The sequence below is a fragment of the Oleidesulfovibrio sp. genome, from assembly GCF_047973035.1.
Classification (GTDB): Bacteria; Desulfobacterota; Desulfovibrionia; order Desulfovibrionales; family Desulfovibrionaceae; genus Oleidesulfovibrio.
In genome coordinates this window covers 35,376-62,334 of sequence record NZ_JBKEBF010000012.1, presented here as the reverse complement: position 1 = coordinate 62,334, position 26,959 = coordinate 35,376, and the positions used below count along the sequence as shown (strand labels likewise).

The following is a 26,959-nucleotide window of genomic DNA, read 5'->3' as shown; positions in this document are numbered from 1 at the left end:
AAATGCTTTTCAGCCCCGTATGTTTTCATGCGGGGCTCTTCTATTTCAGCCCGCAGGCGGTCATAATCGTCTGTACTCTGTGTTCATATGTATGATGAGCCAGAATATGTGTGCGCCAGGCCTGAATGATGTCACGCCGCCATGCGGGTTCAGCTATTGCCCGCCTGAAAAGGGGTACAATGTCAGCAGCCGTTTTAAAGCTGACTTCGCGGACCAGCTCATCTGGAAAGACGGAAAGTCCTGCTGTTGCATCCGTAAGGCAGAAGCCATCGGCGGCCCATACATCGAAGTTGCGCTGGGTCAGCCCTGCGGGCAGCAGCATACTTGTCAGGTTAAGAACCCCGCACGCAGCGGAATATACTGTCGGCAGCTGTGTGTAATAGTCCACGGGCGGGTGTATGGCTGTGCGCTGCGGAAGCAGACTGTGCCATCCCTCATCACCATAAACGGCAAATTCTTTGTCTGATAATTGCTCCGCACAGGCTGTCAGGCAGTTTGTCCGCCACGCTTGCGCTGTTTCTTCAGCTGCAAAGCCCGCCTGACGGGCATTTTTTTCTGGCCATAAAGATGACAACTTCATTTTAGCGCACCACCAGTCGTAATGAGGGCGGGCGCCAGTTGTCAGATTTTGCAAAGCCTCGTTCATGATTTCCGGCGGATAGTTGCAACCTGCAAAGAAACGCTGTTTGTCGGGAAAAGCTGAACGGCCGACAAAGATCAATTGTCCGGGAAGGGCGGTTGTGCAGTGCGTTGCGCCAGCCTGATCGGTTGAAGATAATTCAGCCGGAGATGATCCTGCCGGAGAAAAAAGCTGCGGCATAGTTGCCAGCGGAAGATGAACGACCTGTTTTGCTCCGTGGCGTTTCAACGGGTTGATAAAAGAGTGGTCTGTAATAAACAGGTGCAGCTGCTTCCAGAAGGGAGCCTTAATGCCGGATAACAGATGCCAGGGGTTATCCACACACCACACGGCAACGGGAATCTGCGCTGCCTGTAACAGGTGGAACCGTTCCCCCCACGCGTCCAGCCCTTTGAAATTGACACATGCAAACAGGTCGGGGCGTTCTTTTTGAAGCAATGAAGGCAGCGCTGCCGCATCATCCGGTTCTATTGTCTGAACCGTCATGCCTTGCGATGCAAATGCATGGTGCAGTTCGTGTACAAGCAGGTCAGAAGGCGATCCGGCAAGAATGACGCTGCGGCTTTGCCTAGCCTCGGCATTAACGCCGCCTGCAACACATAGGCGCTCCAGTTGTAAAACTGCCAGTAGCGGGCCCCAGAAATCGGGAAAAAGGCGGGCATTTTGCCGGTATATAATGATAGTATCGCCGCGGCGTACACATCGGCGGATTCGGCGGATTAACTCTGCAGAAGGCGTTGAATTACTTTGAGGAGCACTGTTGTGCTCTTTTGTGCTGGAATGTCCGCTTATTACGGCTGGTGTCCAGTTTGCAGGAATGTCTTTGTGCCATTTTTGCGGCATTTGGCTTGCGAAATCTGCGCATTCGACATAGGAAACACCCCCCAGTTTTGTGCCGGTAACATGTTTTTCAGCCAGTACTGCCGCTTCAAGAGGCAATGGGCCGCAGCCCAGCAGTAAAACTTCCGGCCCGCCGGAGAGTATGTCATACGCGCTGTTTCCGCTCGGCAGGGTTTGCGTTGTGCCATTCCAGTTGTGTATAGCAATGCGGGCGGGGCGTCTGGTGCTGTGTGCAGAATCTATTGTCATAAGCGGCCTTGGCGTTCGGGGCACTTTCAGATACAAGTGCCGCAGGTGAAACCATGAAAATATATCGTGACCATTATTTTTTAAAAGCCAAGCGGGAAAATTATCCCGCCCGTTCAGTGTATAAGCTGAAAGAAATCGATAAACGCTTCGGCATTTTCAAGCAAGGCATGCGCGTGCTTGATCTTGGTGCCGCTCCGGGGTCCTGGTCTCTTGGCGCGGCTGAAAAAGTAGGCCCTTCCGGCAAAGTGCTGGGTGCCGATATTCAGACTACCGAGACTGTTTTTCCGAAAAACGTCACCTTTATGCAGGAAGATGTTTTCGAGCGTTCTGAAGAATTTGAAGAAGCGTTACAAAAAATAGGGCCGTTTGATGTCATTATCAGCGACATGGCTCCTAAGACCACAGGCCATAAGTTTACAGATCAGGCCCGCTCATCCAACTTGTGCTTTGAAGCACTGGCCGTTGCTACGGTACACCTGAAAACCGGTGGTAGCTTTGTGGTGAAAATTTTTATGGGGCCGGACGTTGAAGCTTATGTAAAAGAAATGCGTACGCTGTTTACCTCGGTAAAGTCGTTCAAACCCAAAAGTTCCCGTTCTGAAAGCAAGGAGACGTTTTACATCGGCCTTGGTTATAAAGGACTGCCGGAACAGACAGAAGAACCGGAAGACGAATAACGTACCATATAAGAATTACAATGCCGCTACGGCGTTCGGAAAATAACCGGGTTGCAGTCTGGCTGCATCTTTTTTTCCGATCCCCGTGCTCTGCCGGTATTGCGTATTTATTTTTAAGGAGGATTCATGGCCGGACATAGTAAATGGAAAAACATCCAGCACCGCAAGGGACGCCAGGATGCGAAAAAATCCAAGGCGTTTACCAAAGTAGCCAAAGAAATTATCATCGCAGCTAAAGGCGGCGGTGATCCCGCATCCAACAGCCGTCTGCGTAGTGCTATTGCCGCGGCCAAGGCTGTCAACCTGCCCAAGGACAAGATTGATACCGCCATCAAAAAAGGCACTGGTGAATTGGCCGGTGGCGATATTTTTGAATTGGTATACGAGGGCTACGGCCCCGGCGGTATCGCGTTCCTTATTGAAGTTGCAACGGATAACAAAAACCGTACAGTTGCCGAAGTACGCCATATCCTGACCAAGTCCGGCGGCTCTATGGGCGAAGCCGGTTGCGTGGGCTGGATGTTTGATAAAAAAGGCGTGCTGACCTTCACAAAGGAAAGCTACACCGAAGACCAGTTGATGGAAATCGGCCTTGAAGCCGGCTGTGACGACGTAGTGGATGAAGGTGATAGCTGGGCAGTGCATGTTGACCCGTCTTCCTTTGAAGATGCAAAGGCTGCTTTTGAAGCTGCAGGGGCAACTGCCGAATCCATTGAACTTGCCAGCATTCCGCAGAACACTATAGAAGTGGATGCGGACGCCGCTAAAAAGCTGCTGCGGCTTGTAGATGCATTGGAAGAAAACGAAGACGTTCAGAACGTCTTTGCCAACTTCGATATCCCGGAAGCAGTTCTGGCCGAACTGGAAGATTAACAGACAGGCCGGAGACTCTGCGGAGGATCCGGTCTTTTTTCTCCTTTTGTACACCTTTGCTCTGCTGGCAGACGTGTACACATTTTTTGCTGGGCTGACAGAACAGGTATGAGTGCAAGTAGTATTACAGTGCTTGGCATCGACCCCGGATCAAGGGTGACCGGTTGGGGGATAGTGCGCGAAACGTCAGGGGTGCTTACTCTTGTCGATTGCGGAGCCGTGCGCGCAAAGGGCGATGAATTTTCTGAACGGCTAGGCATGATTTATCACGACCTGCACGCCGTTATTGCAAAGCATTCACCTGATGAGGCTTCGGTGGAAAATGTTTTTACAGCAAAGAACGCCGCATCAGCATTAAAGCTGGGGCAGGCCCGCGGGGCTGCAATTGCCGCATGTGCCGCACACCATTTACCTGTCGCCAGCTATGCGCCCACAGAGATAAAAAAGACTCTGGTCGGCGTTGGCAGAGCCGAAAAAGAGCAGGTCAGTTTCATGGTTGCCCGTCTTCTTGGTGTAAAAGGTGACTGGGGGGCAGATACGGGCGACGCTCTTGCCGCTGCCATCTGCCACCTGAATATGCGCCGGATAAACTTTCTTTCCGGAAAATAGAACGATATAAGCCGGATTGAGCCTGCCTGCACGGCTCACACGTTGGCACAGACCGTGAGCTCCGGCGTTGCAGTCCGTGCTTTCCACGCTGCCTGCGTTGGCTGTTTGTATTTGAACGCAGTTCCTGTAGTGCCGCGGCCCTTTGATTCTTTCTATTGATGATGTACAACCTCTCTTCAAGGAAACTGCCATGATTGCATATGTCGAAGGGCGAGTGGCCGAGGTCACTGAGCAAAGCTGTGTTGTTGTGACGGAAGGTGGAGTGGGGTACGAAGTTCATCTTCCATCTCATCTGCTGGCCCGTCTGCCGGAGCGGGGCGAACCCGTATCTTTTTATATCCATACCGTTGTGCGCGAAGATGCGCTGGAACTGTACGGTTTTTCTGCGTGGGACGAACGCCAGACGTTTCTGGTGCTTATTTCTATTTCTAAAGTCGGTGCCAAAACTGCACTCTCCGTGCTGTCTCTGTATCGCCCCGACGACCTGCGCCGTATCGTGGCAGAAGATGATCTTACCGCTTTGACCCGTGTTTCCGGCATCGGCAAAAAAAGCGCCCAGCACATTCTGCTGGAGCTCAAATACAAGCTGAAAGTGGAGTCGTTGCCGGCATCTGCCGGTCTGGCAGTAGAAACACCGGGCAGTGTGCTGCGTGATGCTGTTCAGGCTTTGGGTAACCTTGGCTACGCTGAAGATGAAGCGGCTCCGGTGCTTAAAGCAATTCTCAAGCAGGACCCAGACCTTGATGTTGGCGAAGCACTACGTGCTGCGTTGAAAGCTCTTGCAAAGGCCCGATAATGATAGACATGGAATGCGCTGACGACTCTATCCGGCCAAGAACGCTGGATGACTTTATTGGGCAGGACGACCTGCGTGCCAACCTGCGCGTGTATCTGCAGGCTGCACAGGGGCGTGGTCAGGCCATGGATCACACGCTTTTCTATGGTAATCCGGGCCTTGGCAAAACTACACTTGCCCAGATTATGGCCTCGGAAATGGGCGTGAACATGGTGTGTACTTCCGGCCCGGTTCTGGAGCGTAGCGGCGATCTGGCTGCTATTCTGACAAACCTGGGCAGGGGGGATCTGCTTTTTGTAGATGAAATCCATCGCATGCCCACGACTGTAGAAGAAGTGTTATATCCGGCGCTTGAAGATTTTAAGCTGGACCTTGTCATCGGACAGGGACCGGGAGCCCGCACAGTAAAGATTGACCTTGAGCCCTTCACTCTGGTAGGAGCCACAACCCGCATCGGGCTTTTGTCTTCACCGCTACGCGACAGGTTCGGTATTATCAGCAGGCTGGAATTTTATTCTCCTGCAGAGCTGGCCACAATCGTCAAGAGAACGGCAGGAATTCTCGGAGTGCCTCTTACTGAGGACGGTGCTTTTGAGATCGGACGCAGGTCGCGCGGTACTCCTCGGATTGCAAACAGGCTGTTACGTCGTGTACGTGATTTTGCTGCGGTGCAAAGCACCGGCACTATCACGTCCGAGCTTGCGTCTGGTGCACTTGCCAGAATGGATGTGGACGAGCAGGGGCTGGACCAGATGGACCGCAAACTGCTGAGCGTTCTTATCGAACATTTCTCGGGCGGCCCTGTAGGGGTGAAAACTCTTGCTGTGGCTTGTTCCGAAGAAGTGCGCACCATTGAAGATATTTATGAGCCGTATCTTATTCAGTGCGGCTTTTTAAAGCGGACTTCGCGCGGACGCATGGCTACGGCCAAAGCGTATCGCCATATGAACCTGCTTGCTTAGTTTCTGCCGGTTTTGCCGGCATTGCAGTTATTTGTCTTTGCAGACTAATGAACCGGATGGATAGATTATGCCCAGCAAAGAATGTCGCGTCGAGTTGCTCTCACATACGCCGGACCCGCTCTCATTGATTTATGCTGCCTTCAGGCAGTGTTACCATGCCGGGTTTGTCGCCGATATGTGGCCCCGTCTGCTTGCGGGCGAAATAGAGCAGCAGAAACAGGCAGGATTTGTGGCTCAGGTGCTTGAATCCGGTCACGCAAGCCCTGTAGAGCATGTCAGCTTTACCTTCGCTGTAGAGGGGGTTTCCCGCGCTTTGACGCACCAGCTGGTTCGTCATCGCCTTGCATCTTACTCGCAGCAGAGCCAGCGCTATGTGGACGGAAGCAATTTTGATTATATACTTCCCCCCGCAATCGCCCGTAATCCCGCAGCACGGGAACGTTTTGAATCATTCATGGAAGAAATCGGCAGCGCCTACCGTGATCTGAAGGCTATTCTGGAAGAAAGCGGACGAAAAGGCACCAAGGCAAACGAGGACGCGCGCTTTGTTTTGCCGCAGGCTGCAGAGTCTAAAATTGTGCTGACGATGAACTGTCGTACGCTGCTGCATTTTTTTGAAGAGCGTTGCTGCATGCGTGCTCAGTGGGAAATCCGCCGTATGGCCAATATGATGCTGGAATGCTGCCGTGAGGTGCTTCCTGTCATTTTTGCCACTGCCGGGCCTAAGTGTGAACGATTGGGGTACTGCCCTGAAGGAGAGAAGTTCTCCTGCGGACGATATCCGCTCAGGTCTTCCATGAATGAAGGCTAGCTCTCGTTTCAGAGTTTTCAGCTCGGCTTCAAGTCGGCGTTTTGGTAAAAAACGCTAAAAAAAGAAGTAATCGTAAGCAAATCGTAAAAAATACAATTGTATCCTGTGGAAAACTTTTTTCACAGGTTGTGAATATTTTGTGTTTTAGTCGTGGAAACGCTTGCGGGACAATGGCTCGCCCGGAATTGCGGTATTCGCCACGTTACGCTTTTTACTTTGTATCACAGCCCGTTGTGATAGTTCCGGTCTTGGGAAAAGTCGGAGCCGGAGTTCAGGTGATATCCGGTTTTCGATTGTTGCAGCAACTTTAGATAGAACGTAAACAACCCGTCATGATAAACGCTTGGGCGCAAATTCAAAATACTCTCCGCGACAATCTCAATCCGGGCCTGTATAAGGTCTGGATTAAGCCGCTTGCTGTTGAGCAGGCTGGTGACTCTCTTCGACTTGTCGCGCCCAACGCCTTCGTTGCCAGCTGGGTTCGCGACAGGCTAATGAATGAGATCGAAAAGGCAGCTGTTTCCGTTTTGGGCAGTGCGCCTTCTATTTCCGTGGTTTCTGCAGAAGAGCCTAAAACCGCACCCAAACCTGTTCAGGTTCCTGTCGAGCGCAGAACGCCGGTTGCTAAAGCTAGCGGGTCTGAGCAGATGGGGCTTCCGTTCGCTTATGCGGCACGTCCCGCAGAGTCCATTAATTGGCAGCACAGCTTCGACGATTTTGTTGTGGGCCCCAGCAACCATATGGCCTTTGCTGCTTCTCAGGATATCTGCCAGCAATCTTTCCGCAGTGATACGTTGTTTCTCAGCTCTGATCCCGGGCTTGGTAAAACGCACCTTCTGCATGCCGTGGGGCAGCAACTTTGCGGCATCAGTAACCGCACGCAGCCGCGTGTGGAATATTTGACTGCAGAAGAGTTTGCTACGCGCCTTATCTGCGCGCTGAAAGCTAAAGAAGTGGATCGCTTTAAAGCGCGTTACCGCGATGTCGATGTGCTCCTTCTGGAAGACGTTCACTTCCTGCAGGGCAAACAGCGTATGCAGGATGAAGTGCTTTCCACCGTAAAAGCTCTTCAATCCCGTGGCGCCAAGGTGCTTTTTTCCAGTTCGTTTGCTCCCAGAGATCTGAATGATCTGGATTCGCAGCTTGCTTCGCGCTTCTGCTCCGGTCTTCTGGCGGTAATTGAAAAGCCGACCTTTGAAACCCGCAAGCAGATTTTCCGTGAAAAAGCGCGCATGCACCATGTCCAGCTGCCTGAAGAAGTGGCTGATATGCTTGCAAACAACATCCGTGCTGATGTGCGCCAGATCGAAAGCTGCCTGCGCAACCTGCTGCTCAAAGCTCGTTTGCTGAACCAGCAGATCACCATGGATATGGCATGGGAAATCATCGGTCACTATGCTTCGCGTGAGGCTGTGCTTGATCTTGATTCCATTATTCGCCAGATCTGCCATGGTTTTGATATTTCCAATGAACAGCTTAAATCTAAAAGCCGCCGTCGCGAACTGGTAATAGCCCGTAATACAGCATTTTTCCTTGCGCGTAAGCATACTGATCTTTCGCTGGAGGAAATCGGCAAGAGCTTTAACCGTAAGCATTCTACGGTCATCAAAGGTATTGCCAACATTGAACGCGAGATGAGCAAAGAGACCCCGCTTGGTCGTCAGGTGATTAACACCGTCAATCTTGTGGAGCGTAACGGGCGAATTATTACCCCCTGACACCTGTCGGGGGCGATGCCGCTTATGGCGGCGCCGATTGTTTGCAACATGCACCAATAAGGCACGAATCGCACCGATTCGTGCCTTTTTATTTAAGCAAAGAGCTTGGAGATGACTCTTTGTAGAAATACAGGTATTTCACAGGGCAAATGGCTTGCGCCTGAATATGGAACTGAGTTAGAGCAATCGTTCTGGTAAATGATGCGACACTCTTGGCGCAATTGTCGCTATCGATTGAATGTGGAGGAATAATGAGTAGTGATGTTTCTTCGCAGCCTTACAAGGAGATTGCTCCTCGGCTGCACGGACTTCGCGATGCTGTTGGTTTTTCGGTGGAAGAACTTGCGCAGAAAGTAGGCGTTTCAGCTGAGACTGTGGCGCGCTATGAAAGCGGAGAAGTTGAAATTCCGGTCAGTTATCTGACTGATGTTGCCAGAGTGTGCGGTGTGGACCTGACTGCACTTGTGTCTGGCGGAGATGCCCACCTTCATGCCTTCACTCTGGTGCGCAAAGGTGAGGGACTGTCTGTCGAACGTCGCAAGGATTACGATTATCGCAACCTTGCTTCGCGTATGACGGGCCGCCGTATGGAACCTTTTATGGTTCGCGTTCCTCCGAAGGAAGAACACCAGCTGTCCTTTAACGAGCACAGCGGGCAGGAATTTATTTATATGCTTGAGGGCAGGCTGGAAATCTGGCTTGAGTCCAAGCGCAACGTGTTGGAACCTGGTGACTCCATTTACTTTGAATCACGTATTCCGCACGCATTACGAGCTCTCGACGGTAACGACGCCGTATTTCTGGACGTGATTAGCTAGTTTCCATTCGAGCCGGACAGACAATGTCATGAAGTCCGGTGCGGGACATGCCGCTGCGAATGGAAACAGGCCGGATGGCTCATGTAGCTGTTAGGTTGCCTGCAACTGCAGGCCGTCACAACCAGAACTTTTACGAGACAAGGAAATAACGTGATGAAGAAGATAGTCTGTGCCAGCTATGAAGATTTTTGCAGGGATTTTTCGCTGGAAGTTCCTGAAAAGTTCAACTTTGCCTACGACGTTTTGGATGCACTGGCAGATGCAGATCCTGACAAGGTTGCCGTGGTGCATGTAGATGACCATGGAGTTCGGCGCGACTTTACCTTTGCATGGCTACGCGATGAGTCCAATAAGCTGGCTAACGCTTTGAAAGCGCGCGGGCTGGAAAAAGGCGACCGTGTCATGCTGGTGCTGTACCGCAGCATCGAATTCTGGGTGAGCATGTTGGCTTTGCATCGCCTTGGTGCTGTTCCCGTACCTTCGCCTGCCCAGTTGATGCCTAAGGATATTGTTTTTCGCGTGAATCGTGCAAACATCCGCGGTATGATTGTGGAATCTTCGCTGACAGCACGTGTGGAAGAAGCCCGCCCCCAGACTGAGTCTCTTAAACTGCTGGTGCAGTCCGGCGGGGATTCTCTGCCGGAAGGCTGGGTAGACTTTCATAGCATCGTTGAAGAGGCTTCTTCTTCGTTTCCCCGCCCTGCGGAAGCAGAGTATGCGGGTGGCGATGATCCGCTGCTGATTTTCTTTTCGTCCGGCACTACCGGCATGCCCAAGATGGTTGAGCATAACCACACCTACCCGCTGGGCCACTTTATGACCGGTGCCTACTGGCACGACCTTGAGCCCGGCGATCTGCATTTGACTCTGGCCGATACCGGCTGGGGCAAAGCGTTGTGGGGCAAGTTTTACGGGCAGTGGATGGCCGGAGCTACCGTGTTTGTATACGACTTCCGGGGCAAGTTTGAGCCTGCGGAACTGCTCAAGGTTATTGCCGATCATAAAATAACAACCTTCTGCGCCCCGCCCACCGTGTATCGTTTTCTGATTCGCGAAGATCTTGGCAAATATGACCTGTCGGCACTGCGCCATTGCACAACCGCAGGTGAACTGCTGAATGAAAGCGTCTATGCTGATTGGAAGGCTGCTACCGGTATGCCTATCTATGAAGGCTACGGTCAGACTGAAACCACATTGCAGGTTGCCACGTTACCTAATATGCAGCCGAAGCCCGGCTCCATTGGCAAGCCCGTTCCGGGGTGGGATGTAGTGCTGATGGACCAGCACGGCAGGGTCTGTCCCGCCGGTGAAGAAGGCGAAATTTGTGTTCGTGTTGCAGATGGTGCTCCTGTCGGTCTTTTCAAGGGATACCTTGAAGAGCCTGAGAAAACCGCATCCGTCATGTTCGATGGTTATTACCATACCGGTGATAAGGCGTGGATGGACGAAGACGGCTATCTGTGGTTCCTCGGCAGAGTGGATGATCTGATCAAAAGCTCCGGCTACCGCATCGGACCCTTTGAAGTTGAATCTGCTCTGGTTGCTCATGCCGCGGTGGTAGAGGCCGCTGTTACCGGCGTGCCAGACCCGCTTCGTGGCCAGGCTGTAAAAGCTACCATCGTGCTTGCTCCCGGATACGAGGCAAGCGACGAACTGGCGAAAGAACTGCAAAACTATGTGAAGAAGGTTACGGCACCCTATAAGTACCCTCGTATCATTGATTTTGTGGAAGAGTTGCCCAAAACAATCAGTGGTAAGATTAAACGTGCAGAAATTCGTCAGCGTGACGAAAAAGGCGAATAGTCTGATTTTGCATCGATAGTAGACAGCCCCGCAAGTTTGGCTTGCGGGGCTGTTTTATGTTGTTCAGGCGGTATGTGTGAAAGGCGTGAAGGGACTGTGGCGTTGTTTTGCAACGTTCATGCTTTCAGCTGGTTTCTATGTGACGAACCGGGTCTTGTTCCGCCAGTAAGGCAGCCGATACAGGTGGCAACGTTTCTGTAGTACCTCCCTGCACTACGGGGCTCTGTACAAGAGGCAGCCTCTGCGCCGGATGAGATGAAGCCCGTTGATAGGTATCCTGCCAGTTCAGAATCAGAGGGAAGGCAACAACAGGCAACGCTGCCGTGCCGCCCTTTGCACTACTGTCCCATTCCTTTCATGCTCAGGCTGATCCGTTTGCGCTTATGGTCAACTTCCAGAACCCACACCTGTACTTGCTGCCGTACCTTTACCACCTCTGCGGGGTCTTTAATAAACTTGTCAGCCAGCTGGCTGATGTGTACCAGACCGTCCTGATGGACTCCCAGATCGACAAAAGCTCCAAAGGCAGTAACGTTGGTAACAATACCGGGCAGCACCATGCCTTCGTATAGGTCATCCAGCGTGTGGACATCTGCATAGCGGAAAAGCTGAAAAGCTGGGCGCGGGTCACGTCCGGGCTTGGCAAGTTCTGCCATAATGTCTTTCAGGGTAGGTAGGCCAATTGAATCTGAAACGTATTTTTCCAGCGATATTTTTTGGCGCAGACAGGCGTCGTTTATCAGCTGGGCAACTGTACAGCCTGCGTCTTTAGCCATTTTTTCAACCACAACGTAACTTTCAGGGTGTACGGCCGTTGCATCCAGAGGGTTACCTTCCTTCAGCGCGGTGCCGATGCGCAAAAAGCCTGCTGCCTGCTCAAAAACCTTCGGGCCTAGTCTGGGAACCTTCAGCAGCGCTTTTCTGCTTGCAAAGGGGCCATTCTGTGTCCTGTACGCTATAATATTGGCTGCAAGAGAAGGCCCGAGGCCGGATACATACGAAAGCAGTTCTGCGCTTGCGGTGTTCAGTTCCACGCCAACATGGTTAACGCACGACATAACAGTATCATCAAGTGCCTGCTTCAACTCCGTCTGATTTACGTCATGCTGATACTGCCCGACGCCGATGGCCTTGGGATCGATTTTTACCAGTTCGGCGAGCGGGTCCATAAGTCTGCGCCCGATAGAAACTGCTCCGCGGACAGTGATATCATAGTCCGGAAACTCTTTTCGTGCAGTGTCTGACGCGGAATAGACGGATGCTCCGGCTTCATCCACCATCACAGTGGTTATATCGCTGCTGAGCCCCAGCCCTTTGACGAACGTTTCTGTTTCTCGTCCGGCTGTACCGTTGCCGATAGCAATGGCCTGAATATCAAATTTTTCAGCCAGCTCGCGCACAATGCGGGCGGCCTCCTGCGCTTTGCCGCTGCCAGTATGCGGGTAGATTGTCTCGTTGTGCAGCAAAGAGCCTTGAGCGCTCAGGCAGACTGTTTTTACGCCTGTGCGAAAGCCCGGGTCCATTGCCATTACGCGTTGCTGCCCCAGAGGAGAGGCCAGCAGCAGGTCGCGCAGGTTGGATGCAAAAACGCCTATGGCCTGTTTCTCTGCCTGTTCCCGATAGGTATTTGTAGCTTCTGTTTCTAAACTGGGTACCAGCAGTCTCTTCCAGGCATCTTCGATTGCAAGTACTACGTTGCCACTGTCTGTTTGTGGTGTGCCTGTGATGTGCAGCGGTACGTTTCGTTTTAAAAAGCGTTTTTTCAGTATGCTTACGCCTTGTTCATCGTCTGGGCGCAATTTTACTGACAGTACTCCTTCCCGCTCGCCGCGAAGGATAGCAAGAATGCGGTGCCCGGCTGCTTTGACAGCAGGTTCTGACCATTCGAACCAGTCCCGGAATTTTGCTCCTTCTTCCTCTTTACCTTTGCAGACTTTGGCTTGAAGGATGCTTTTATCGCGGAAAAAAAGCCGTAAAGTCTGGCGCGTGGGAGCATCTTCGCTGATGCGCTCCGCAATGATGTCACGGGCTCCGGCAAGGGCCGCTTCGATGTTTTCCACCGCTTTGTCTTTATCTGCGCCTCCGTCGCTTACAAAAGTCTGCGCTTCTGCGGAGATGTCATTCCCGCTTTGCTGCATTATACGTTCAGCCAGTGGTTCAAGACCTTTCTCTCTGGCCATTTGAGCGCGGGTGCGGCGTTTGGGGCGATACGGCAGGTAAATATCTTCTAGCGCGACCATATTGGCAGCGGCATTGATTGCCGTGGCAAGCTCCGGCGTCATAAGGTCGCGCTCTTCAAGTGAAGCGACGATTGCTTCGCGACGTTTGTCGAGTGCACGCAGCCTTGTCAGCCCTTCGCGAATGGCCGTAATGGCCGTTTCATCCAGTCCGCCTGTGGCTTCTTTACGGTAACGGCTGATAAAAGGGACTGTTGCCCCCTCATCCAGCAGAGTGATGGTGGCATTTGCCTGCGCTTGGGAAATGCCAAGTTCTTTGGCCAGTGCGGTAGAGTGAAGTTGCATTGTGTTTCCTGTCAGTCAGTTCAACATAATTTTGTTGTATTCGGAGGCGGTTTATTCAATAAGTAAGTGTATGCTTACGTGTGTCGATGCATCAAATAATTTGATTTGGCGCAGGCTGTATAGCCGCACGCGAAACCGTTAAAGCAGGAGGCGAACTATGTTATACACAGAAAAAGATTTGCCGTTAATCCTGAAAGAGTCGGAACTTGTACAATTAAGCGAAGAAACGCAAGTACGGTACGAGGAAAACGGCGGGGCAAAAGACGTATTCATAAACGATGAATGGGCAGCCAGAACAAGCCTGTTCGATGGGATGGACTGGCAACTGGACTGTGCCGGATGCTGTTATAACTTAACGGCAAAAGAAGATGGATTGCATGTTGAAAAACGGTAGTTAACTAAAAATGGAAGAAATAAAAGTAAAGCGGACTGCGCAATGCGGCCCGCTTTTTTTATTTCTAGATGCAGCTGGAGCGAATAAGCGATAATTGAGCAGAGCTAAAAAAAGCCGGCGCGTTTGACCTGTCCCCTTGTTACGCTGCGGTACGACTGCGCAGATGACAGGCGCGCACAAGCTCGCCCTGCTAATGAAGAGTTGTATCTTCTTTCCGTTGGTCCAGTTTGTTTTTGAAGTAAGCACCAAGCACGTTCCCGACTGCATCTGTGGCTGCTTCCTGCACCCCCAGAGCGTGCAGGTCTTCTGCAATCTGCTTTTCCATGCGTTCTGATTCCATAAACATCAGGTACACAAGGCACACTGTAGCGTTGTTGTCTTCACTACCATCGCAGAGCAGCTCCAGTTGTCTCCGCTCGACGGTTTCAAGCAATCTTTCTGCAAACATCGTAGCCCATTTTTCATAAATTGTGTCCGGCAACGTGGGAACAAGGCCGGATACCTGTTTTGCAGCACGTTCATCAACAGTGGGCAAAACTACGGTCATGAATTCTTCAAGGGCCTCGTGGCGGGATGAGTTATCACGGTCTAAACGGTGCAGCACCGTATCAATAATATGCTTTTTTATCTCGTCAGTGGTCACAGGAACTCCTTTGCTTGCTGATGCAATGTGCTTTGCAACGTAGCGTAGTCCATTACGCGGAGCAAGTGTGGCTACCGGTCTTTTGCGGAGATATTGTGCTTGTCATATTTCTTTTAAATAAAAAAGGGCGGCCTGTTAGCCGCCCGAAAGGTTGGTAGGTGCCGTAAGGTGTTGTTACAGCGCAGCCTTGGCTGCGGCGATGGCCGCATCGTAATCAGGCTCGTTGGTTACTTCCGGTACAATCTGATCGTAAGTGATGACGCCGTCACGGTTTACTACGAAAACGGCACGGCTGAGCAGGCGCAGTTCTTTGATGATAACGCCGTAAGCACTGCCGAAGGAAAGGTCTTTATGGTCAGACAAGGTGTCAACCGCTTCAATGCCTGCAGAACCGCACCAGCGGGCTTGGGCAAAGGGCAAGTCGGCGCTGATGGTCAGAACCTTGATGTCGTCACCCAGATTGGCAGCTTCCTGATTAAAGCGACGGGTTTCTACATCGCAGACAGGAGTATCAAGGGAGGGAACTGAGCTGATGATCAGTACCTTGCCTCTGTAATCGGCAAGAGTTCTGGGCGAAAGGGCGTTGGTCAGCACGGTAAAATCGGGAGCTTTGTCGCCTGTGGCTACAGCAGAGCCTTGCAGAGTAAGAGCATTGCCCTTGAAGGTGATGATTCCGGTACGTTCGTTCATAAGAATTCTCCTTAATGAGATAGTATTCAATTAATAGGAATTATTTAGATAACACAGCATGTGCCTTATGTGAATGGCGTAGCGATAAAAAAATGGTTCGAAAATGATAATTTGTATTATTACAAAAAAGTTAAAAATATGAAATATAAAATAACAAAAAAGTTAAAATAGTTCATTTTGATACACGCACAATATTTGTGAGATAGTTTAATTGATTAAAATAGCAAAGAAAAAACCTTCTGGCTCAGGGTTTGCTTTTCTTGCGGGAACGTCTGATCGCAGTTTTCCATTTGTAACCGCAGGAGGAGAATATGAGCGCGGCGGATACCGCATTCATTTTGATCTGTTCGGCCTTAGTCATGTTTATGACTCCCGGACTGGCACTTTTTTACGGGGGGCTTGTACGTTCACGCAACGTGCTGAGCACGACGATGCACAGTGTTGTGATGCTGGGGATTGCTTCATTGGTATGGTGGGCCGCAGGATACTCGCTGGCATTCGGTACCGATCATGGCGGACTGATTGGCGGGTTTGATTACTTGTTTCTTAATAATGTGGGTATGGAGGCCGGTCCGGCTGAGAATTTGCCGCATCTGCTTTTCATGGCATTCCAATGCATGTTTGCCGTAATTACACCGGCTCTTATTTCAGGAGCATATGCGGAACGTATCCGCTTTAGTGCGATGGCGGTGTTTTCTGCCCTGTGGCTTATTGTTGTATACGCGCCAATGGCCCACTGGGTTTGGGGCGGCGGCTGGATGGATGAAATCGGCGCGCTTGATTTCGCCGGCGGAGCTGTCGTGCATATGAGTTCTGCTGCGGCTGCGCTTGCTGCCGCCAATGTGCTCGGCTTCAGGCGGGGGTATGGCCGTGAAGCATTCATTCCTCATAATCTGCCTACGACAGTACTTGGTGCCGGTATTCTGTGGTTCGGCTGGTTCGGCTTTAATGCCGGTAGCGCTCTTGCTGCAGACGGGGCAGCTGCCAATGCTTTTGTCACCACGCATATGGCGGCAGCTGCCGGTATAATCGGGTGGCTTTTGGTAGAACGACTGCACGGCGGAAAAGCGACCACGCTTGGTGCAGCATCCGGTGCTGTGGCAGGGCTTGTGGCTATTACACCTGCCGCCGGTTTTGTTACGCCGGGCTCCGCGGTTGTTATAGGCTTGATCGGAGGCATGTTGTGCTATGGCGGTGTGTTTCTGAAGCATAAGCTGCGATATGATGATGCGCTTGATGTTGTTGGCATTCATGGCGTGGGCGGCACATGGGGGGCTCTGGCGACCGGTATCTTTGCAAACAGTGCCATAGGCGGTGTCGACGGGTTGCTGAATGGCAATGTGTATCAGCTTTGGGTGCAATTTGTGTCTGTTGTGGCTACCTGGCTGTTTTGTTATGTTGCCAGCTGGTTGCTTTTCAAGGCGATAGATAAGGTTATGGTACTGCGCGTTTCCGGTGAAGCTGAAATTGCCGGACTTGATGTTAGCGAACATAACGAAACCGCGTATCAGATTTAAGGGCAGGTTGATCCGATGAAAAAACTCGAAATTATCGTCAGGCCGTTTAAGCTGGATGAGGTGAAAGAAAGCCTTACTGATTTGGATATCAAGGGCATGACGGTGTCTGAGGTAAAAGGCTTCGGCCGCCAGCGCGGGCACAAAGAGGTATACCGCGGGGCGGAATATCAGGTGGACTTTATGCCTAAAGCCAAAATTGAAGTCGTGGTGGAAGATGATCAGGTACAGACTGTCATCGAAGCTGTGACAAAGGCTGCCCGAACCGGCAAGGTCGGTGACGGTAAAATTTTCATTATACCTGTGGAAGACGTGGTCCGCATCCGAACCGGAGAAACAGGTAATAGTGCCGTCTGATACCTTTTGCCATCTCTGGAACTGGAGCCTTGATGCCTTCTAAAAAAAACGCCGGAACTGCCAGTGAAGCTGCAATAATTTCTGCATCTTTGCTGGCAGGACGGGCTTCTCTTGAGCCTTTGCTGCAGGTTGCTCCTGTGGCTGGGGCAACCCGCTACGAGCGCGAACTGAGCCGTCTGCTGGACCGGTATTTTGCGTCTATGCTGGATACTCTGGGCGGGGCTTCCGGAAAAATTGCCCTTGTCGCCACAGGTGGCTACGGGCGTTCGGAGCTTTGCCCCGGCTCTGACATTGATATCCTGATTCTTTGCAAGCGCTCCATTCCTCCGCAGGTCATTGATCTGGCGCAGCCGCTTTTTTTGCCGTTATGGGATGCGGGCTACACGCTCGGCCACGGGTTTCGCACTGTTTCTGACTGTCTGAAACTGGCAGCCAAAGATTATAAGGTGCTGGCCTCATTGCTGGACGCTCGTTTTATTGCAGGTTCAGAAGCAATTTTTACTGATCTGCTGGATAAACTGCAGGAAAAAGTACTGGCTAAGCGTGGCAAAAATTTTGTCAGCTGGCTGGACAGTGAGCATGAGCGCCGCCTTGCCGCTCACGGTGACGGAGCTTTACTGCTGGCGCCTAACCTGAAGGAAGGGCTCGGGGGCCTGCGTGATTACCATCTGGTACGCTGGTTGTTGAGCAGGCAGTTCGGCTTGCAGCAGCCTTTTGAAGCTTCTTTGCGTGCAGTGGGCTTTGTTGAAGAAGATATCGCGCTATTACGGGCAAATGTGGATTATCTGCATGATGTGCGCAGCAGGCTGCATGTTTTGACAGGCAGGCGCAGTGATCTGTTGCCTCTGGAAATGCAACCGGATGTTGCGCGTAGCATGGGGTATGTCGACGGGGGAGGTTTGCTGGCTGTAGAGCGGTTTCTTGGCGATCTACATCGCTGTATGGGTGAGATTAAGGCTCTTGCAGTCTGCTGCCGTGAGGCTCTTACTCTGGAAGGAGCGGTTGTTCTGCAGAGCGGGCAGACCTGTCAGGAAGCATCGCCGCAGACGCTGCTCAACCTCATGAAACAGACAGCCATTCATCCTGAAAAGGCCCTGGGTGCATGGCGGTTGCGGCGTTCGCTGGCGCAGCTTGCCACGGAACGGGCAGACGAACTGGCTGCTTTGCCGCAACTGGGAAAGCCGTTTTGCGAGCTGCTTGTCTGCGGTAACGCGTGGGATATTTTTGAACGTCTGGACGATACAGGGCTGCTTTGTGCCATGTTGCCGGAATATGCAACAGTGCGGGACAGGGTGCAGTTTGACGGTTTTCATACTTATCCTGTCGGGCTGCATACACTTGTTACTTTGCGTTGCCTTGAGCAGACTGAAACGTCCGGTGGCATGGCTTCAGTGTTATGGCGTCAGCTGGATGTGTCGTTGCGCTGCACAGTCATGCTGGCAGCTTTACTGCATGATCTTGGCAAGACTGGCAAGCCAGACCATGCTGAGGCCGGAGCAAAGCTTGCGGAAGGTATTTTATCCCGTTGGGAGATTGCCGGTAAGCAGGCTGATGATGTTGTATTTTTGGTGCGCAACCATCTGCTTCTTTCACGTACCGCGTTGCGTCGCGATTTGGCGGATGAGTCTGTGATCGCGCGGAGTGCCAGCATTATAGGTGATACTCAGCGCCTTGACCTGCTGTATCTGCTTGCTGTTGCCGATGCCCGCGCGACAGGTCCCAGAGCATGGAACGGCTGGGTCAGCGGTTTGCTGGAAGAACTGTATCATAAAATTCTTAATATGCTGCAGGATAGTGTGCTCGGGTCGCCTGAAGCTGTCTTTGGAATAGCGCAACGGTATGATGCTGTTCAGAAGCTGCTGACAGAAAAGGCCGGTACGTTGCCTTTTACTGATGAGCAAGGGGCGGAGTGGCTTGAACGGGTGCCTTCACGCTATATACTTTCTACCGATCCTGCGGAGGTGTTGGAGCACTTCGCATTAATGCAACGCCTTGAGCATGATATTGAAGCTGCACGGCAACGTCTGGGTGAAAAACGCGGTGCAAACGGCGTAGTGCTGCTTGAAGCCAGAAACTTGGGGGATGTGTGGGAGCTTGCCATTGCAGCGAAGGACCAGCCCGGTTTGTTTTCTGTGCTGACCGGTGTATTAGCGTTGCACGGGCTTGATGTATTCTCTGCAGATGCCTTTGTCTGGAATGGCGGTGTGGTGCTGGACGTGTTTCGGGTATCTCCGCCTCCTGATCCGCTGTATGCAAAAGACTTCTGGGTGAAAGTTCGGGGTTCCGTGCATTTTGCGCTTACCGGTAAGTTGTCCCTTGATTTCAGGCTGGAAGAAATGCGCAGCCGGTCGTTATCTCCTGTACAGCGCGCAGGGGGCGGCACGGTGCAGGTGGGCATTGATAATTCGCTGTCAGACTTTTACTCTGTAATTGATGTAGCGGCACCGGACAGGCCTGTACTGCTTTACGACATCGCCCGTACTCTGCAGAACATGCATATTGATATCCAGTTTGCACGCATAGCTACGCATGGAATGCAGACGAACGATTCTTTTTCTGTTCGCGATACGTTCGGGAATAAATTATTGGATGAAGAACAGCGCAAGGAAATAATAAGGGCGTTGGAACACGTTTTGGCTGTTTAACGGTATATGCACTGATAGCTAAACGGTGCATCTGCTGCATTCGGATGCTTCCGGTAACTTTTTCTCACTCCTTTAGTTGTTTTTTACTCAACAAAAAAAGCGGCCCGTTTGGATAAAACGGGCCGCTTACTTATGCATTGCTTTTAGCAGGCTACAAAATCTGCTTAAGGAATTTTTGCAGGCGCGGATGCTGAGGACTGTCGAACAATTCGTCCGGAGTGCCCACTTCGAGCACCTGACCGTGGTCCATAAAGACAACCCTGTCTGCAACTTCACGTGCAAATCCCATCTCGTGAGTTACCACAACCATGGTCATGCCTTCTTTTGCAAGATTAACCATAACTTCAAGCACTTCGCCGATCATCTCGGGATCAAGCGCTGAAGTCGGTTCATCAAAAAGCATGATTTTAGGGTTCATGGCAAGGGCGCGGGCAATAGCCACGCGTTGCTGCTGTCCGCCGGAAAGGTTGGACGGGTAAACGTTGGCTTTGTCGCTGATGCCCACCTTTTTAAGCAGCATAAGGGCACGGGCTTCGGCTTCTTCCTTCGGTACTTTTTTCAGTCGCATGGGAGCCATAATCAGGTTGCCCATGACCGTTTTGTGGGGGAACAGGTTGAAGCTCTGGAACACCATACCCAGTTCCTGGCGGATGGCGTTGATGTCGTTTTCGGGTGCGTTAACATCAAGACCGTCTACATGAATGGTGCCCTTGTCTATGGTTTCCAGCTTGTTGATGGAACGCAACATGGTGGATTTGCCCGAACCGGAAGGGCCGATGACGACGACCTTTTCGCCGGGAGCAATCTCCAGAGACACATCATTCAGCGCAGTAAGCTGCCCGAAGAACTTGTAGATATTTTTTATGCTTATAATTGGCTTAGTCGCGGTCATAGTAATTCAGCCTCGCTTCCATGATGCTGACGCCTTTTGAGAGCAGCAGGGTGATGACCAGATATATCAGTGCCACCATGGTGTAGGTTTCGAAGTACAAAAACGACTCTGCCGCGAATTCGCGTCCGCGACGTAGCACATCAGCCACCGCAAGAATGGAAACCAGTGAGGTGTCTTTCAGCATGGCGATGAATTCGTTGCCTACAGGAGGCAGAATAGTGCGCCACGCCTGCGGCAGAATAACCAGAAACATCGTCTGAGCGCGGTTGAATCCAAGAGAACGTGAAGCTTCTGTCTGGCCTTTATCGATGGAGTCTATGCCGGCCCTGAAGACCTCGCCCATGTATGCGCCGTAACATACGCTCATAGCGATGACGGCAGCAACCATGCTGGGAACCTGCAAAAAGCGGCCAAGCGCATAGTAAATGTAAAAGAGCTGAACCAGAAGCGGGATACCGCGAACAACTTCCACGTAGGTAGAAGCGATGGTGTTAATGACTTTGTTTCTGGAAAGGCGCCCTAAGCCGGTAAGCAGCCCCAGCGGTATAGAGCAGAGAATGGAAAGAACGGTTACTTTGAACGTAACGGCAATGCCGTCCGGCAGATACTGGAGCAGTCTCCAGTATACATCGGGCTTGGTGGCGCACAGATAGATGATCATGCCTATCGCGCCGATGAAGCTGATGGTCCACGCGTTAAAAAAATTGCGGTCTTTGTGGTCCGGAATCAGCATGCCGTCCGTAATTTCTATGCGGACTTTTTTGTCAGCCATAATGTTATGTCCGTGTTAAGTCAAAATGAAGGGACTGGCGAGAGTATCGCCAGTCCCGGGCATTACGCAGTAAGGTAGCTGCTACTGGCCGATCCACTTCTTGCGAAGGGTCTCTTCGATGCCTTTTTCCTTAACAGCCTTGATACCTTTATTGATCAGTTCAAGCACTTCGCTGTTACCCTTGTTGACAGCAACGCCATAGAATTCTTTATCTTTGGCTTCTACGATGAAAGCAATCTTCATACGCTTCGCGTATTCTGCCTGCTGCAGCGCATAGTTGGCGGCCACAGGATCATCGCATACAACGCCATCAATGTTGCCGTTGTAAAGAGCTTCCATGGCAAGGCCGATTTCGTCAAAAGAACGGGGGGTTACGCCCTCAGCCTTTTTGATGGAGAAGTAACCGGTGGTGCCGATCTGGGCGCCAAGGGTTTTACCTTTGAGGTCGTCGAACGATTTGGCTTCGTTTGACTTGTTAAGCACCACAGCCTGTTTTACCTCAAAGTAAGGCGTGCTGAAGTCCATTGCGCGCTTGCGTTCTTCGGTAATGGAAACAGAAGAAGCAATTGCATCATATTCGCCGTTTGCGAGACCGGCAAAAATGCCGTCCCATGCCACGTTGCGGTGAACAGCCTTAAATCCGGCTTCCTTGGCTACGGCGTCCATGTAATCAACAGCGTAACCGACAATCTGCTTGTCGGCACTCATGTATTCCATGGGAGGCCAGGTGGCATCGTGTGCAAAAACAATGGCCTTTTCAGCAAGAGCGATGTTTGCAGTCATCAGAACTGCAAGCATGGCAAAACAAATTTTTTTTAGCATCCTCGTTCTCCTTCGTGTGTGTTTTGTCTGTGTAGACAAAAATGTACAATGCCTCACTTTGCGCATGGTTGTCAATGATGAGCGCGGGCAGGGTCCCGAAAACAGAGGGTTTTCCGGCTCCCTTTTTCCCCCGCCGGTTACCAGCTCATAATTGCTGATACCAAAAATGGCACAGAGACAGTAAGGAACATACCACTGAACACGGCGATGATTCCGTATCGCTCTCCTGCGTAACGGGTGATGATGGGCAGGGTTGTATCCATTGCTGTTGCACCGCCACTGGCGACAGGCGCAAGCTTGCCGAAGTATTTAATAAGGACCGGAGCTGCCAGCAGGGTGATCAACTCTCTGATGATGTTTGAAAGCAGTGCGATGGAACCGAGAACAGAATCCCCCATCTGTGAAATCATTATGCTGGATAAACTATAGTAGCCGAACCCTGCCCCCACTGCGAGCACGTCGCGGGTGCTGTGACCTTCTATAAAAGGAGATATAGCAAGCGCACCGCCGAAAGTACCCAGCATGACAAAAATGGGTACAAGGAGCACCTTTATGTGCATTTCACGCAGAATAGCCAGGCATCTGGTATCAAAACCTATGCCGATGCCTACGATGAACAGCAGAAAGTACAGGGCATAGGTTGAAAGGCGTTCATCTGCAAGAAATTCCGGTACAAATCCGGATGCGCCTAGCAGTGTGCCACATATAAAAAATGTCAGGATGATGAGGCTACCTTTCATCAAAGCCTCCCTTCAGGATCACTTTGCCCAGCAGCCATGCCGCCAAAGCACTTCCCGCCACACAGGCAGCGCTGATTAAAAAGGCCTTGATACCTATGTTGCCCGCCTGAGACACGATGTTATCGTCCGTACCCAGAGATATGCCAAGCAAAAATAATAAAAGGTAAATTGCCCACATGGTGAGCTTGTCCACGGCATGCACCACTGCCCTATTTTTACGAAGGGCAAACCCTATGGGGATGCCCAGTGCGATAAACGCAACTGCTGTCAGCATGTCTCTTCCAACTGGTTTCAACGTTAAAATGCATCGGTAGCGTTGCGCCATGTGTTTGTCAATTCTGTAATATTTGATGCAAAATGTGGCGATGTGAGCTGCAGAAAAATAATGAGTCATTTTTTGACCTGCATCACACCACATAACTATAGACGGTAGTAGATAAAAGGTAACGGCAGAGGCTGGTTAGTTTGCAACTGGCCGCAAGAACAGTCAGGTACAGAAATTTTACCAATGACCTATGAGTCATCGGAGGTGTAATATGCAAAGTAAAAATTTACTGGAAAACATGCGCTATGACGAAAACCGCTTTGTGATGGACCTTGTGCATGAGTCAGAAAATTTTAAGGTAGTGACATTTACCTTCAGGGCTGGACAGGAATTGCCTATTCATCAGCATAATATTGAAGGTGAATTAAGCATTGTTGTTCTGGAAGGCGAAGGTGAATTCTTGGGGGCGGAAGGGGCCGTTCTTGCTGCACCACGGGGAGCTGTACTGATTGCAGAAATCAGAGAGCCACATGGAATAAGAGCCATTACTGATATGAAGGTGCTGGTGACGATAGCACCGCCTATCTAAAACCCTGCATAACTGGGGGACGGCAGGATTGCGGAACGTCTGGGGAGGCGCCTGCCGTAATATGGAAGTGTCCGGTAGCCGAAAAGGTCCCGGACACTTTTTTACTGCGCGCAGGTTATTTGCCGTAGCAGGTATCAAGAAAGCTGCTGAATATTTTGAGCCCGCGGGTAAAATTGCTTCGCCCGAAGCCGATGCGAAAACATGGCTCCGAAATCGAAAACATGCTTCCCGGAGCCAGTAGTACTCCGCATGTCCGTAGCGCTTTATCGCAAAGCTCTCCTGCAGTTAAATCATGCTTCAGTTCTACTACACCTATCGGGCCTGCTGTGGGGCGGGTCCATTCAAGAATATCAGAATGTTCATCCATGAATCTGTCCAGAGATAACAGGTTATCACTGATAATTCTCCGGCAGCGGTCATTCAGTTTTGCGGCGTTGCCCATTGCAATCTCAGCCAGAACTTCTCCGGGGCCGGAACTGCAGATACTTGTGTAATCTTTGACTGATGACATCCGTTGCAGCAATTCTCTGTTCTGACTGGCTGCCCACCCTATACGAAGCCCTGCAAGTCCCATGTTTTTGCTGGTTACGCCCAGTGAAACCGCATTGGGATATACGTCGCAAGCTGCAGGCAATTTTGCAGTCTGGTTATACTCCAGCCCTCGGTACACTTCATCACAGAAGAGATATAATCCGAACTGGTCCGCCAGTTTGATGACCTCGTTAAAGCTCGAGCGAGGCAGGTTATAGCCTGTGGGGTTGTGGGGTGTATTAATGATGATGGCTTTGGTATTTGATTTTATCAGGCCTCTAAGCGCTGATGTGTCCGGCGCCCAGCCGTGATCCGGATTGCAATGCCATGCGTCGATAGTGCACCCCAAGGATGCAGGAAGTTCAAACAGAGACTGGTAACATGGCGTTTGTACAATGACATGATCACCAGCTTCCAGAGTAGCCTGAGCAAAGGTGAATATCGCCTCTTCTGCCCCCGCATGAACCAGAATGGTTTCTTTTTCCATCTGAGTGTAGCAGTTTTCGGCAATGGCACGGCGAAGCGAGGGAGCTCCCCACGCTTCTGTATATCCGAGACGCAAGCTTAGCAGCTTTTGCGGATCAGCACCGCAAAAGTCAAGCAACTCCTGTACAGTAATGCTCTCGCAGTCTGAAACGCACAAAAGGTGGCGGGCAGAAAATTCATGCTGTGCGAAATAACGTTCAAGGCGGAAGGGCGAAAAACGCATGTGTCGGCTCCTTGGTGTGTGCATGTGTGGCCAGCAGTAAATAAAAAGGGGCGCCGGAGCGCCCCTGATAGTGTCGAAATGCGGTTACAAGTCTATCCGGCTACGCCTGGTCTGGATGTAGGCGTCACGAATAGCGGTGTAAGGTTCGAGAGCCGGGGCTTTGATAGCCATGTAGTTGTCATATACCGGTCCGAACTTGTTTACCTGGTCGTAGCCTGCCAAAGCAAATCCGTGCCATAGCGGAGTCAGGTAGTAGAGGGGATGAGTTACCATGTCGCCTACCAGACCGCCTGTATCCCTGAGGGTTGAAGGGCCAAGGAAGGGCCATACAATATAGAAGCCTTCGCCAACACCCCATACACCAAGAGTCTGGCCGAAGTCTTCTCTGTCAGGTTCAACAACAGGTGTTTTTTCACGAGAAGGCTGCATCAGACCGCCAACACCGAAGGTGGTGTCAATGATGAAGCGGGAAGTCTCTACACCTGCCGCCTTGAATTTGCCCTGCAGGATGCAGTTAATAAAACGGACAGGGTAAGCAAGGTTACGGAAGAAGTTGTCCGCACCTGTCCGGAGTTCACTAGGAGTGATATAAGCGTAGCCACGCCATACGGGGTCAGCAAGATTGGTATAAAACCAGTCGTTGAAGCCGAACCACATTCTGTTCCAGCCCTCTATGGGATCTGCAACCTGTGTGGTGGCATCTGCGTAACCATAGTCTTCAAAATCAGGACTCAGATTGTCCTGCCGCATGGTCAGAAGAAACTCTTCTTCTGTCTTAGCCAGCTCTGCATCCCGTACATCGGGTGCCATTTGCGCTTTGGCAAGACGTGCAGGTTTATTAAGCTCGCCTTTAGATACAGGCGCAGCATGTGCCGTAGCTACAGACAGACACAGCACCAGTGCTGCCAAGCTTATAAATAATCCCCTCTTCATAACAGCCTCTTTTGCCTATGCAGGCTGCAAACGTTAATTTTTGCCGTTTGCCTGCTTCATTTCTTCTGCTTTCAGGTGAATCCTGTGGATCAGTTCGTCCGGTGTCTCGCTTCTCAGTAATTCCTGAAACTGTGTGCGATAGTTTTTCACAAGGCTGATGCCTTCAACAAGTACATCGTATACTACCCACTCACCTTTATGCAACATGCGGTAAGCAACAGGAATTTTTTTGTCACCCTGAATAATGTTCGTGGCTACTTCAACGCGGCTTCCGTCCTTGGATGCACGTTCACCTGCATATTCCACGTTTTCACCGTTATAACTTTCAAGCTTGTCCGTGTAGGATGAACGCAGAAGCGCTTCAAATGCTTCTGCAAACTTTTTGCGTTGCTCATCGGTAAATGTACGCCAGCGGGGACCGACAGTACGCATGGAAAATTCTTCAAAATCAAAACTGCGGCGGATAAGTTTTTCAATTTCAGCACGAACAGCTTCGCGGGTCTCATCATTTTTGAATTCGTCAGAGCCCAGCTTGCTTATGATGCCGTTAAGACTGCTTTCAAGTGCCTCTTTTGCTTCAGTTCCTGCATCCGCAAAAGCTCCCCCGTGCATACAGACCACCAGCCCAAAGCACAACAACGTTACTCCAAGAGCCTGTCTTACGTATGACCACATTGCTTTCATACTACACCTTTCCGAAAACGTATTTGCTGATTAATTCTTCGATGTCCAATGCGGATTCTGTTTCGGTGATTTCGTCCCCGTCTTTGAGCAGGTCCATTGCCCCGCCGGGAGATAGTTTTAGGTATTTATCGCCGATAAGCCCGCTTGTTTTTACTGAAGCGATAGTGTCTTCCGAAAGCTGGATATCAGGACGTAAAAATATGTCTACAACAGCCACGCCGTCCATCTGGTCCAGCTTGATGCCCTTTACTTTACCCACGGGAACACCGGAAATTTCGACATCAGCCCCTACGCGCAAACCAGCGACAGAGGTGAAGCGTGCCTGGACAGTATATCCTTCGCTTGAGAATACTTCCATCTTGCCCAGTTTCAGTGTGACGTACCCAAGGCACAGAAGACCGATCAGCACAAAAATGCCGACAGATGTTTCTCTTGTGTACTTGTTCATGCTTTACTCGCGT

27 protein-coding genes are annotated in these 26,959 nt (G+C 51.2%); 14 read left to right on the top strand and 13 right to left on the bottom strand.

Annotated elements, in window-relative coordinates:
- Positions 1-40: 40 nt before the first annotated feature.
- Entirely contained in the window at positions 41-1,729 is a 1,689-nt protein-coding gene (locus ACK5LI_RS03430) for a glycosyltransferase family protein (protein WP_416946249.1), read from the bottom strand.
- Between the two features lie 53 nt (positions 1,730-1,782).
- On the opposite strand from ACK5LI_RS03430, the gene ACK5LI_RS03425 reads away from it, so the two are divergent.
- The 9 genes from ACK5LI_RS03425 (at position 1,783) to ACK5LI_RS03385 (ending at position 10,796) form a co-directional block, all read left to right on the top strand.
- Positions 1,783-2,406, top strand: coding sequence for an RlmE family RNA methyltransferase (locus ACK5LI_RS03425; RefSeq protein ID WP_416946247.1), 624 nt, complete (start codon positions 1,783-1,785; stop codon positions 2,404-2,406).
- A gap of 126 nt (positions 2,407-2,532) precedes the next feature.
- Positions 2,533-3,279, top strand: a complete 747-nt coding sequence (locus ACK5LI_RS03420) for a YebC/PmpR family DNA-binding transcriptional regulator (protein WP_416946245.1) — start codon at positions 2,533-2,535, stop codon at positions 3,277-3,279.
- Positions 3,280-3,387: 108 nt separating this feature from the next.
- Entirely contained in the window at positions 3,388-3,888 is a 501-nt protein-coding gene (gene ruvC, locus ACK5LI_RS03415) for a crossover junction endodeoxyribonuclease RuvC (RefSeq protein WP_416946243.1), read from the top strand.
- 190 nt (positions 3,889-4,078) lie between these two features.
- Complete coding sequence (ruvA, locus tag ACK5LI_RS03410; RefSeq protein ID WP_416946241.1) at positions 4,079-4,684, top strand: Holliday junction branch migration protein RuvA; 606 nt, start codon at positions 4,079-4,081, stop codon at positions 4,682-4,684.
- A complete protein-coding gene (gene ruvB / locus ACK5LI_RS03405) occupies positions 4,684-5,646 on the top strand; it encodes a Holliday junction branch migration DNA helicase RuvB (RefSeq protein ID WP_416946239.1) in 963 nt (320 codons plus the stop codon). The genes ruvA and ruvB overlap by 1 nt, the downstream gene beginning before the upstream one ends.
- 67 nt (positions 5,647-5,713) lie before the next feature.
- Positions 5,714-6,457 (top strand): FAD-dependent thymidylate synthase, encoded by a 744-nt coding sequence (thyX, locus tag ACK5LI_RS03400; RefSeq protein ID WP_416946237.1) that lies wholly within the window; start codon positions 5,714-5,716, stop codon positions 6,455-6,457.
- Between the two features lie 332 nt (positions 6,458-6,789).
- Positions 6,790-8,175, top strand: coding sequence for a chromosomal replication initiator protein DnaA (gene dnaA, locus ACK5LI_RS03395; RefSeq protein WP_416946235.1), 1,386 nt, complete (start codon positions 6,790-6,792; stop codon positions 8,173-8,175).
- 251 nt (positions 8,176-8,426) lie between these two features.
- On the top strand, positions 8,427-8,993 hold the full coding sequence (locus ACK5LI_RS03390; RefSeq protein ID WP_416946232.1) for a helix-turn-helix domain-containing protein: 567 nt from the start codon (positions 8,427-8,429) through the stop codon (positions 8,991-8,993).
- 153 nt (positions 8,994-9,146) lie between these two features.
- Positions 9,147-10,796, top strand: coding sequence for an AMP-binding protein (locus ACK5LI_RS03385; RefSeq protein ID WP_416946230.1), 1,650 nt, complete (start codon positions 9,147-9,149; stop codon positions 10,794-10,796).
- Between the two features lie 338 nt (positions 10,797-11,134).
- Here ACK5LI_RS03385 and ACK5LI_RS03380 read toward each other — a convergent pair whose 3' ends face one another.
- A complete protein-coding gene (locus tag ACK5LI_RS03380) occupies positions 11,135-13,318 on the bottom strand; it encodes a Tex family protein (protein ID WP_416946228.1) in 2,184 nt (727 codons plus the stop codon).
- A 157-nt stretch (positions 13,319-13,475) separates the two neighbouring features.
- On the opposite strand from ACK5LI_RS03380, the gene ACK5LI_RS03375 reads away from it, so the two are divergent.
- A complete protein-coding gene (locus tag ACK5LI_RS03375) occupies positions 13,476-13,712 on the top strand; it encodes a hypothetical protein (RefSeq protein WP_416946227.1) in 237 nt (78 codons plus the stop codon).
- A gap of 190 nt (positions 13,713-13,902) precedes the next feature.
- Here the strand turns inward: ACK5LI_RS03375 and ACK5LI_RS03370 are convergent, their stop codons facing one another.
- Positions 13,903-14,355 carry a hypothetical protein gene (locus tag ACK5LI_RS03370; RefSeq protein WP_416946226.1) on the bottom strand — a complete coding sequence of 151 codons (453 nt, stop codon included), beginning with the start codon at positions 14,353-14,355 and terminating at the stop codon, positions 13,903-13,905.
- A 174-nt stretch (positions 14,356-14,529) separates the two neighbouring features.
- The gene (tpx, locus tag ACK5LI_RS03365) at positions 14,530-15,045 is read right to left on the bottom strand and encodes a thiol peroxidase (RefSeq protein WP_416946225.1); all 516 of its coding nucleotides are present in this window, start codon (positions 15,043-15,045) and stop codon (positions 14,530-14,532) included.
- 311 nt (positions 15,046-15,356) lie between these two features.
- On the opposite strand from tpx, the gene ACK5LI_RS03360 reads away from it, so the two are divergent.
- The 3 genes from ACK5LI_RS03360 to ACK5LI_RS03350 are packed head-to-tail and all read left to right on the top strand — an operon-like array spanning position 15,357 to position 19,561.
- Complete coding sequence (locus ACK5LI_RS03360) at positions 15,357-16,562, top strand: ammonium transporter (protein ID WP_416946224.1); 1,206 nt, start codon at positions 15,357-15,359, stop codon at positions 16,560-16,562.
- Between the two features lie 15 nt (positions 16,563-16,577).
- A complete protein-coding gene (locus ACK5LI_RS03355; protein WP_416946223.1) occupies positions 16,578-16,916 on the top strand; it encodes a P-II family nitrogen regulator in 339 nt (112 codons plus the stop codon).
- A gap of 32 nt (positions 16,917-16,948) precedes the next feature.
- On the top strand, positions 16,949-19,561 hold the full coding sequence (locus tag ACK5LI_RS03350; protein ID WP_416946222.1) for an HD domain-containing protein: 2,613 nt from the start codon (positions 16,949-16,951) through the stop codon (positions 19,559-19,561).
- 151 nt (positions 19,562-19,712) lie between these two features.
- Here the strand turns inward: ACK5LI_RS03350 and ACK5LI_RS03345 are convergent, their stop codons facing one another.
- From ACK5LI_RS03345 to ACK5LI_RS03325, 5 genes are all read right to left on the bottom strand, one after another.
- Positions 19,713-20,453, bottom strand: coding sequence for an amino acid ABC transporter ATP-binding protein (locus ACK5LI_RS03345; RefSeq protein ID WP_416946221.1), 741 nt, complete (start codon positions 20,451-20,453; stop codon positions 19,713-19,715).
- Positions 20,440-21,225 carry an amino acid ABC transporter permease gene (locus ACK5LI_RS03340; protein ID WP_416946220.1) on the bottom strand — a complete coding sequence of 262 codons (786 nt, stop codon included), beginning with the start codon at positions 21,223-21,225 and terminating at the stop codon, positions 20,440-20,442. Before ACK5LI_RS03340 ends, ACK5LI_RS03345 begins: the two co-directional genes overlap by 14 nt.
- An 81-nt stretch (positions 21,226-21,306) precedes the next feature.
- Positions 21,307-22,047: a basic amino acid ABC transporter substrate-binding protein gene (locus ACK5LI_RS03335; protein WP_416946219.1), complete on the bottom strand. Its 741-nt coding sequence runs from the start codon at positions 22,045-22,047 to the stop codon at positions 21,307-21,309.
- Between the two features lie 137 nt (positions 22,048-22,184).
- Positions 22,185-22,787, bottom strand: a complete 603-nt coding sequence (locus ACK5LI_RS03330; RefSeq protein WP_416946218.1) for a lysine exporter LysO family protein — start codon at positions 22,785-22,787, stop codon at positions 22,185-22,187.
- Positions 22,777-23,061, bottom strand: coding sequence for a LysO family transporter (locus tag ACK5LI_RS03325; RefSeq protein ID WP_416946217.1), 285 nt, complete (start codon positions 23,059-23,061; stop codon positions 22,777-22,779). Before ACK5LI_RS03325 ends, ACK5LI_RS03330 begins: the two co-directional genes overlap by 11 nt.
- A gap of 262 nt (positions 23,062-23,323) precedes the next feature.
- Here ACK5LI_RS03325 and ACK5LI_RS03320 point away from each other — a divergent pair, with 262 nt between their 5' ends.
- The gene (locus ACK5LI_RS03320) at positions 23,324-23,641 is read left to right on the top strand and encodes a cupin (protein ID WP_416946216.1); all 318 of its coding nucleotides are present in this window, start codon (positions 23,324-23,326) and stop codon (positions 23,639-23,641) included.
- Positions 23,642-23,756: 115 nt separating this feature from the next.
- On the opposite strand, the gene ACK5LI_RS03315 is transcribed toward ACK5LI_RS03320, so the two are convergent.
- From ACK5LI_RS03315 to mlaD, 4 genes are all read right to left on the bottom strand, one after another.
- Positions 23,757-24,881 (bottom strand): aminotransferase class I/II-fold pyridoxal phosphate-dependent enzyme, encoded by a 1,125-nt coding sequence (locus tag ACK5LI_RS03315; RefSeq protein ID WP_416946215.1) that lies wholly within the window; start codon positions 24,879-24,881, stop codon positions 23,757-23,759.
- Between the two features lie 84 nt (positions 24,882-24,965).
- Positions 24,966-25,814, bottom strand: a complete 849-nt coding sequence (locus ACK5LI_RS03310) for a VacJ family lipoprotein (RefSeq protein ID WP_416946214.1) — start codon at positions 25,812-25,814, stop codon at positions 24,966-24,968.
- A gap of 33 nt (positions 25,815-25,847) precedes the next feature.
- On the bottom strand, positions 25,848-26,498 hold the full coding sequence (locus tag ACK5LI_RS03305) for an ABC transporter substrate-binding protein (RefSeq protein ID WP_416946213.1): 651 nt from the start codon (positions 26,496-26,498) through the stop codon (positions 25,848-25,850).
- Between the two features lies 1 nt (position 26,499).
- Positions 26,500-26,946, bottom strand: a complete 447-nt coding sequence (gene mlaD / locus ACK5LI_RS03300) for an outer membrane lipid asymmetry maintenance protein MlaD (protein ID WP_416946212.1) — start codon at positions 26,944-26,946, stop codon at positions 26,500-26,502.
- Between the last annotated feature and the right edge of the window lie 13 nt (positions 26,947-26,959).

Bases quoted from the DNA above. Each gene is read 5' to 3' on its own strand.
- ACK5LI_RS03335 (WP_416946219.1), bottom strand. From the start codon at position 22,047: ATGCTAAAAAAAATTTGTTTTGCCATGCTTGCAGTTCTGATGACTGCA.
- ACK5LI_RS03420 (WP_416946245.1), top strand. From the start codon at position 2,533: ATGGCCGGACATAGTAAATGGAAAAACATCCAGCACCGCAAGGGACGC.
- ruvB (WP_416946239.1), top strand. From the start codon at position 4,684: ATGATAGACATGGAATGCGCTGACGACTCTATCCGGCCAAGAACGCTG.
- ACK5LI_RS03380 (WP_416946228.1), bottom strand. From the start codon at position 13,318: ATGCAACTTCACTCTACCGCACTGGCCAAAGAACTTGGCATTTCCCAA.
- ACK5LI_RS03355 (WP_416946223.1), top strand. From the start codon at position 16,578: ATGAAAAAACTCGAAATTATCGTCAGGCCGTTTAAGCTGGATGAGGTG.
- ACK5LI_RS03340 (WP_416946220.1), bottom strand. From the start codon at position 21,225: ATGGCTGACAAAAAAGTCCGCATAGAAATTACGGACGGCATGCTGATT.
- ACK5LI_RS03430 (WP_416946249.1), bottom strand. From the start codon at position 1,729: ATGACAATAGATTCTGCACACAGCACCAGACGCCCCGCCCGCATTGCT.
- ACK5LI_RS03305 (WP_416946213.1), bottom strand. From the start codon at position 26,498: ATGAAAGCAATGTGGTCATACGTAAGACAGGCTCTTGGAGTAACGTTG.
- ACK5LI_RS03310 (WP_416946214.1), bottom strand. From the start codon at position 25,814: ATGAAGAGGGGATTATTTATAAGCTTGGCAGCACTGGTGCTGTGTCTG.
- ACK5LI_RS03320 (WP_416946216.1), top strand. From the start codon at position 23,324: ATGCAAAGTAAAAATTTACTGGAAAACATGCGCTATGACGAAAACCGC.
- ACK5LI_RS03350 (WP_416946222.1), top strand. From the start codon at position 16,949: ATGCCTTCTAAAAAAAACGCCGGAACTGCCAGTGAAGCTGCAATAATT.
- ACK5LI_RS03345 (WP_416946221.1), bottom strand. From the start codon at position 20,453: ATGACCGCGACTAAGCCAATTATAAGCATAAAAAATATCTACAAGTTC.
- tpx (WP_416946225.1), bottom strand. From the start codon at position 15,045: ATGAACGAACGTACCGGAATCATCACCTTCAAGGGCAATGCTCTTACT.
- ruvC (WP_416946243.1), top strand. From the start codon at position 3,388: ATGAGTGCAAGTAGTATTACAGTGCTTGGCATCGACCCCGGATCAAGG.
- ACK5LI_RS03315 (WP_416946215.1), bottom strand. From the start codon at position 24,881: ATGCGTTTTTCGCCCTTCCGCCTTGAACGTTATTTCGCACAGCATGAA.
- ACK5LI_RS03375 (WP_416946227.1), top strand. From the start codon at position 13,476: ATGTTATACACAGAAAAAGATTTGCCGTTAATCCTGAAAGAGTCGGAA.
- ACK5LI_RS03330 (WP_416946218.1), bottom strand. From the start codon at position 22,787: ATGAAAGGTAGCCTCATCATCCTGACATTTTTTATATGTGGCACACTG.
- ruvA (WP_416946241.1), top strand. From the start codon at position 4,079: ATGATTGCATATGTCGAAGGGCGAGTGGCCGAGGTCACTGAGCAAAGC.
- ACK5LI_RS03325 (WP_416946217.1), bottom strand. From the start codon at position 23,061: ATGCTGACAGCAGTTGCGTTTATCGCACTGGGCATCCCCATAGGGTTT.
- ACK5LI_RS03425 (WP_416946247.1), top strand. From the start codon at position 1,783: ATGAAAATATATCGTGACCATTATTTTTTAAAAGCCAAGCGGGAAAAT.
- mlaD (WP_416946212.1), bottom strand. From the start codon at position 26,946: ATGAACAAGTACACAAGAGAAACATCTGTCGGCATTTTTGTGCTGATC.
- ACK5LI_RS03385 (WP_416946230.1), top strand. From the start codon at position 9,147: ATGAAGAAGATAGTCTGTGCCAGCTATGAAGATTTTTGCAGGGATTTT.
- thyX (WP_416946237.1), top strand. From the start codon at position 5,714: ATGCCCAGCAAAGAATGTCGCGTCGAGTTGCTCTCACATACGCCGGAC.
- dnaA (WP_416946235.1), top strand. From the start codon at position 6,790: ATGATAAACGCTTGGGCGCAAATTCAAAATACTCTCCGCGACAATCTC.
- ACK5LI_RS03360 (WP_416946224.1), top strand. From the start codon at position 15,357: ATGAGCGCGGCGGATACCGCATTCATTTTGATCTGTTCGGCCTTAGTC.
- ACK5LI_RS03390 (WP_416946232.1), top strand. From the start codon at position 8,427: ATGAGTAGTGATGTTTCTTCGCAGCCTTACAAGGAGATTGCTCCTCGG.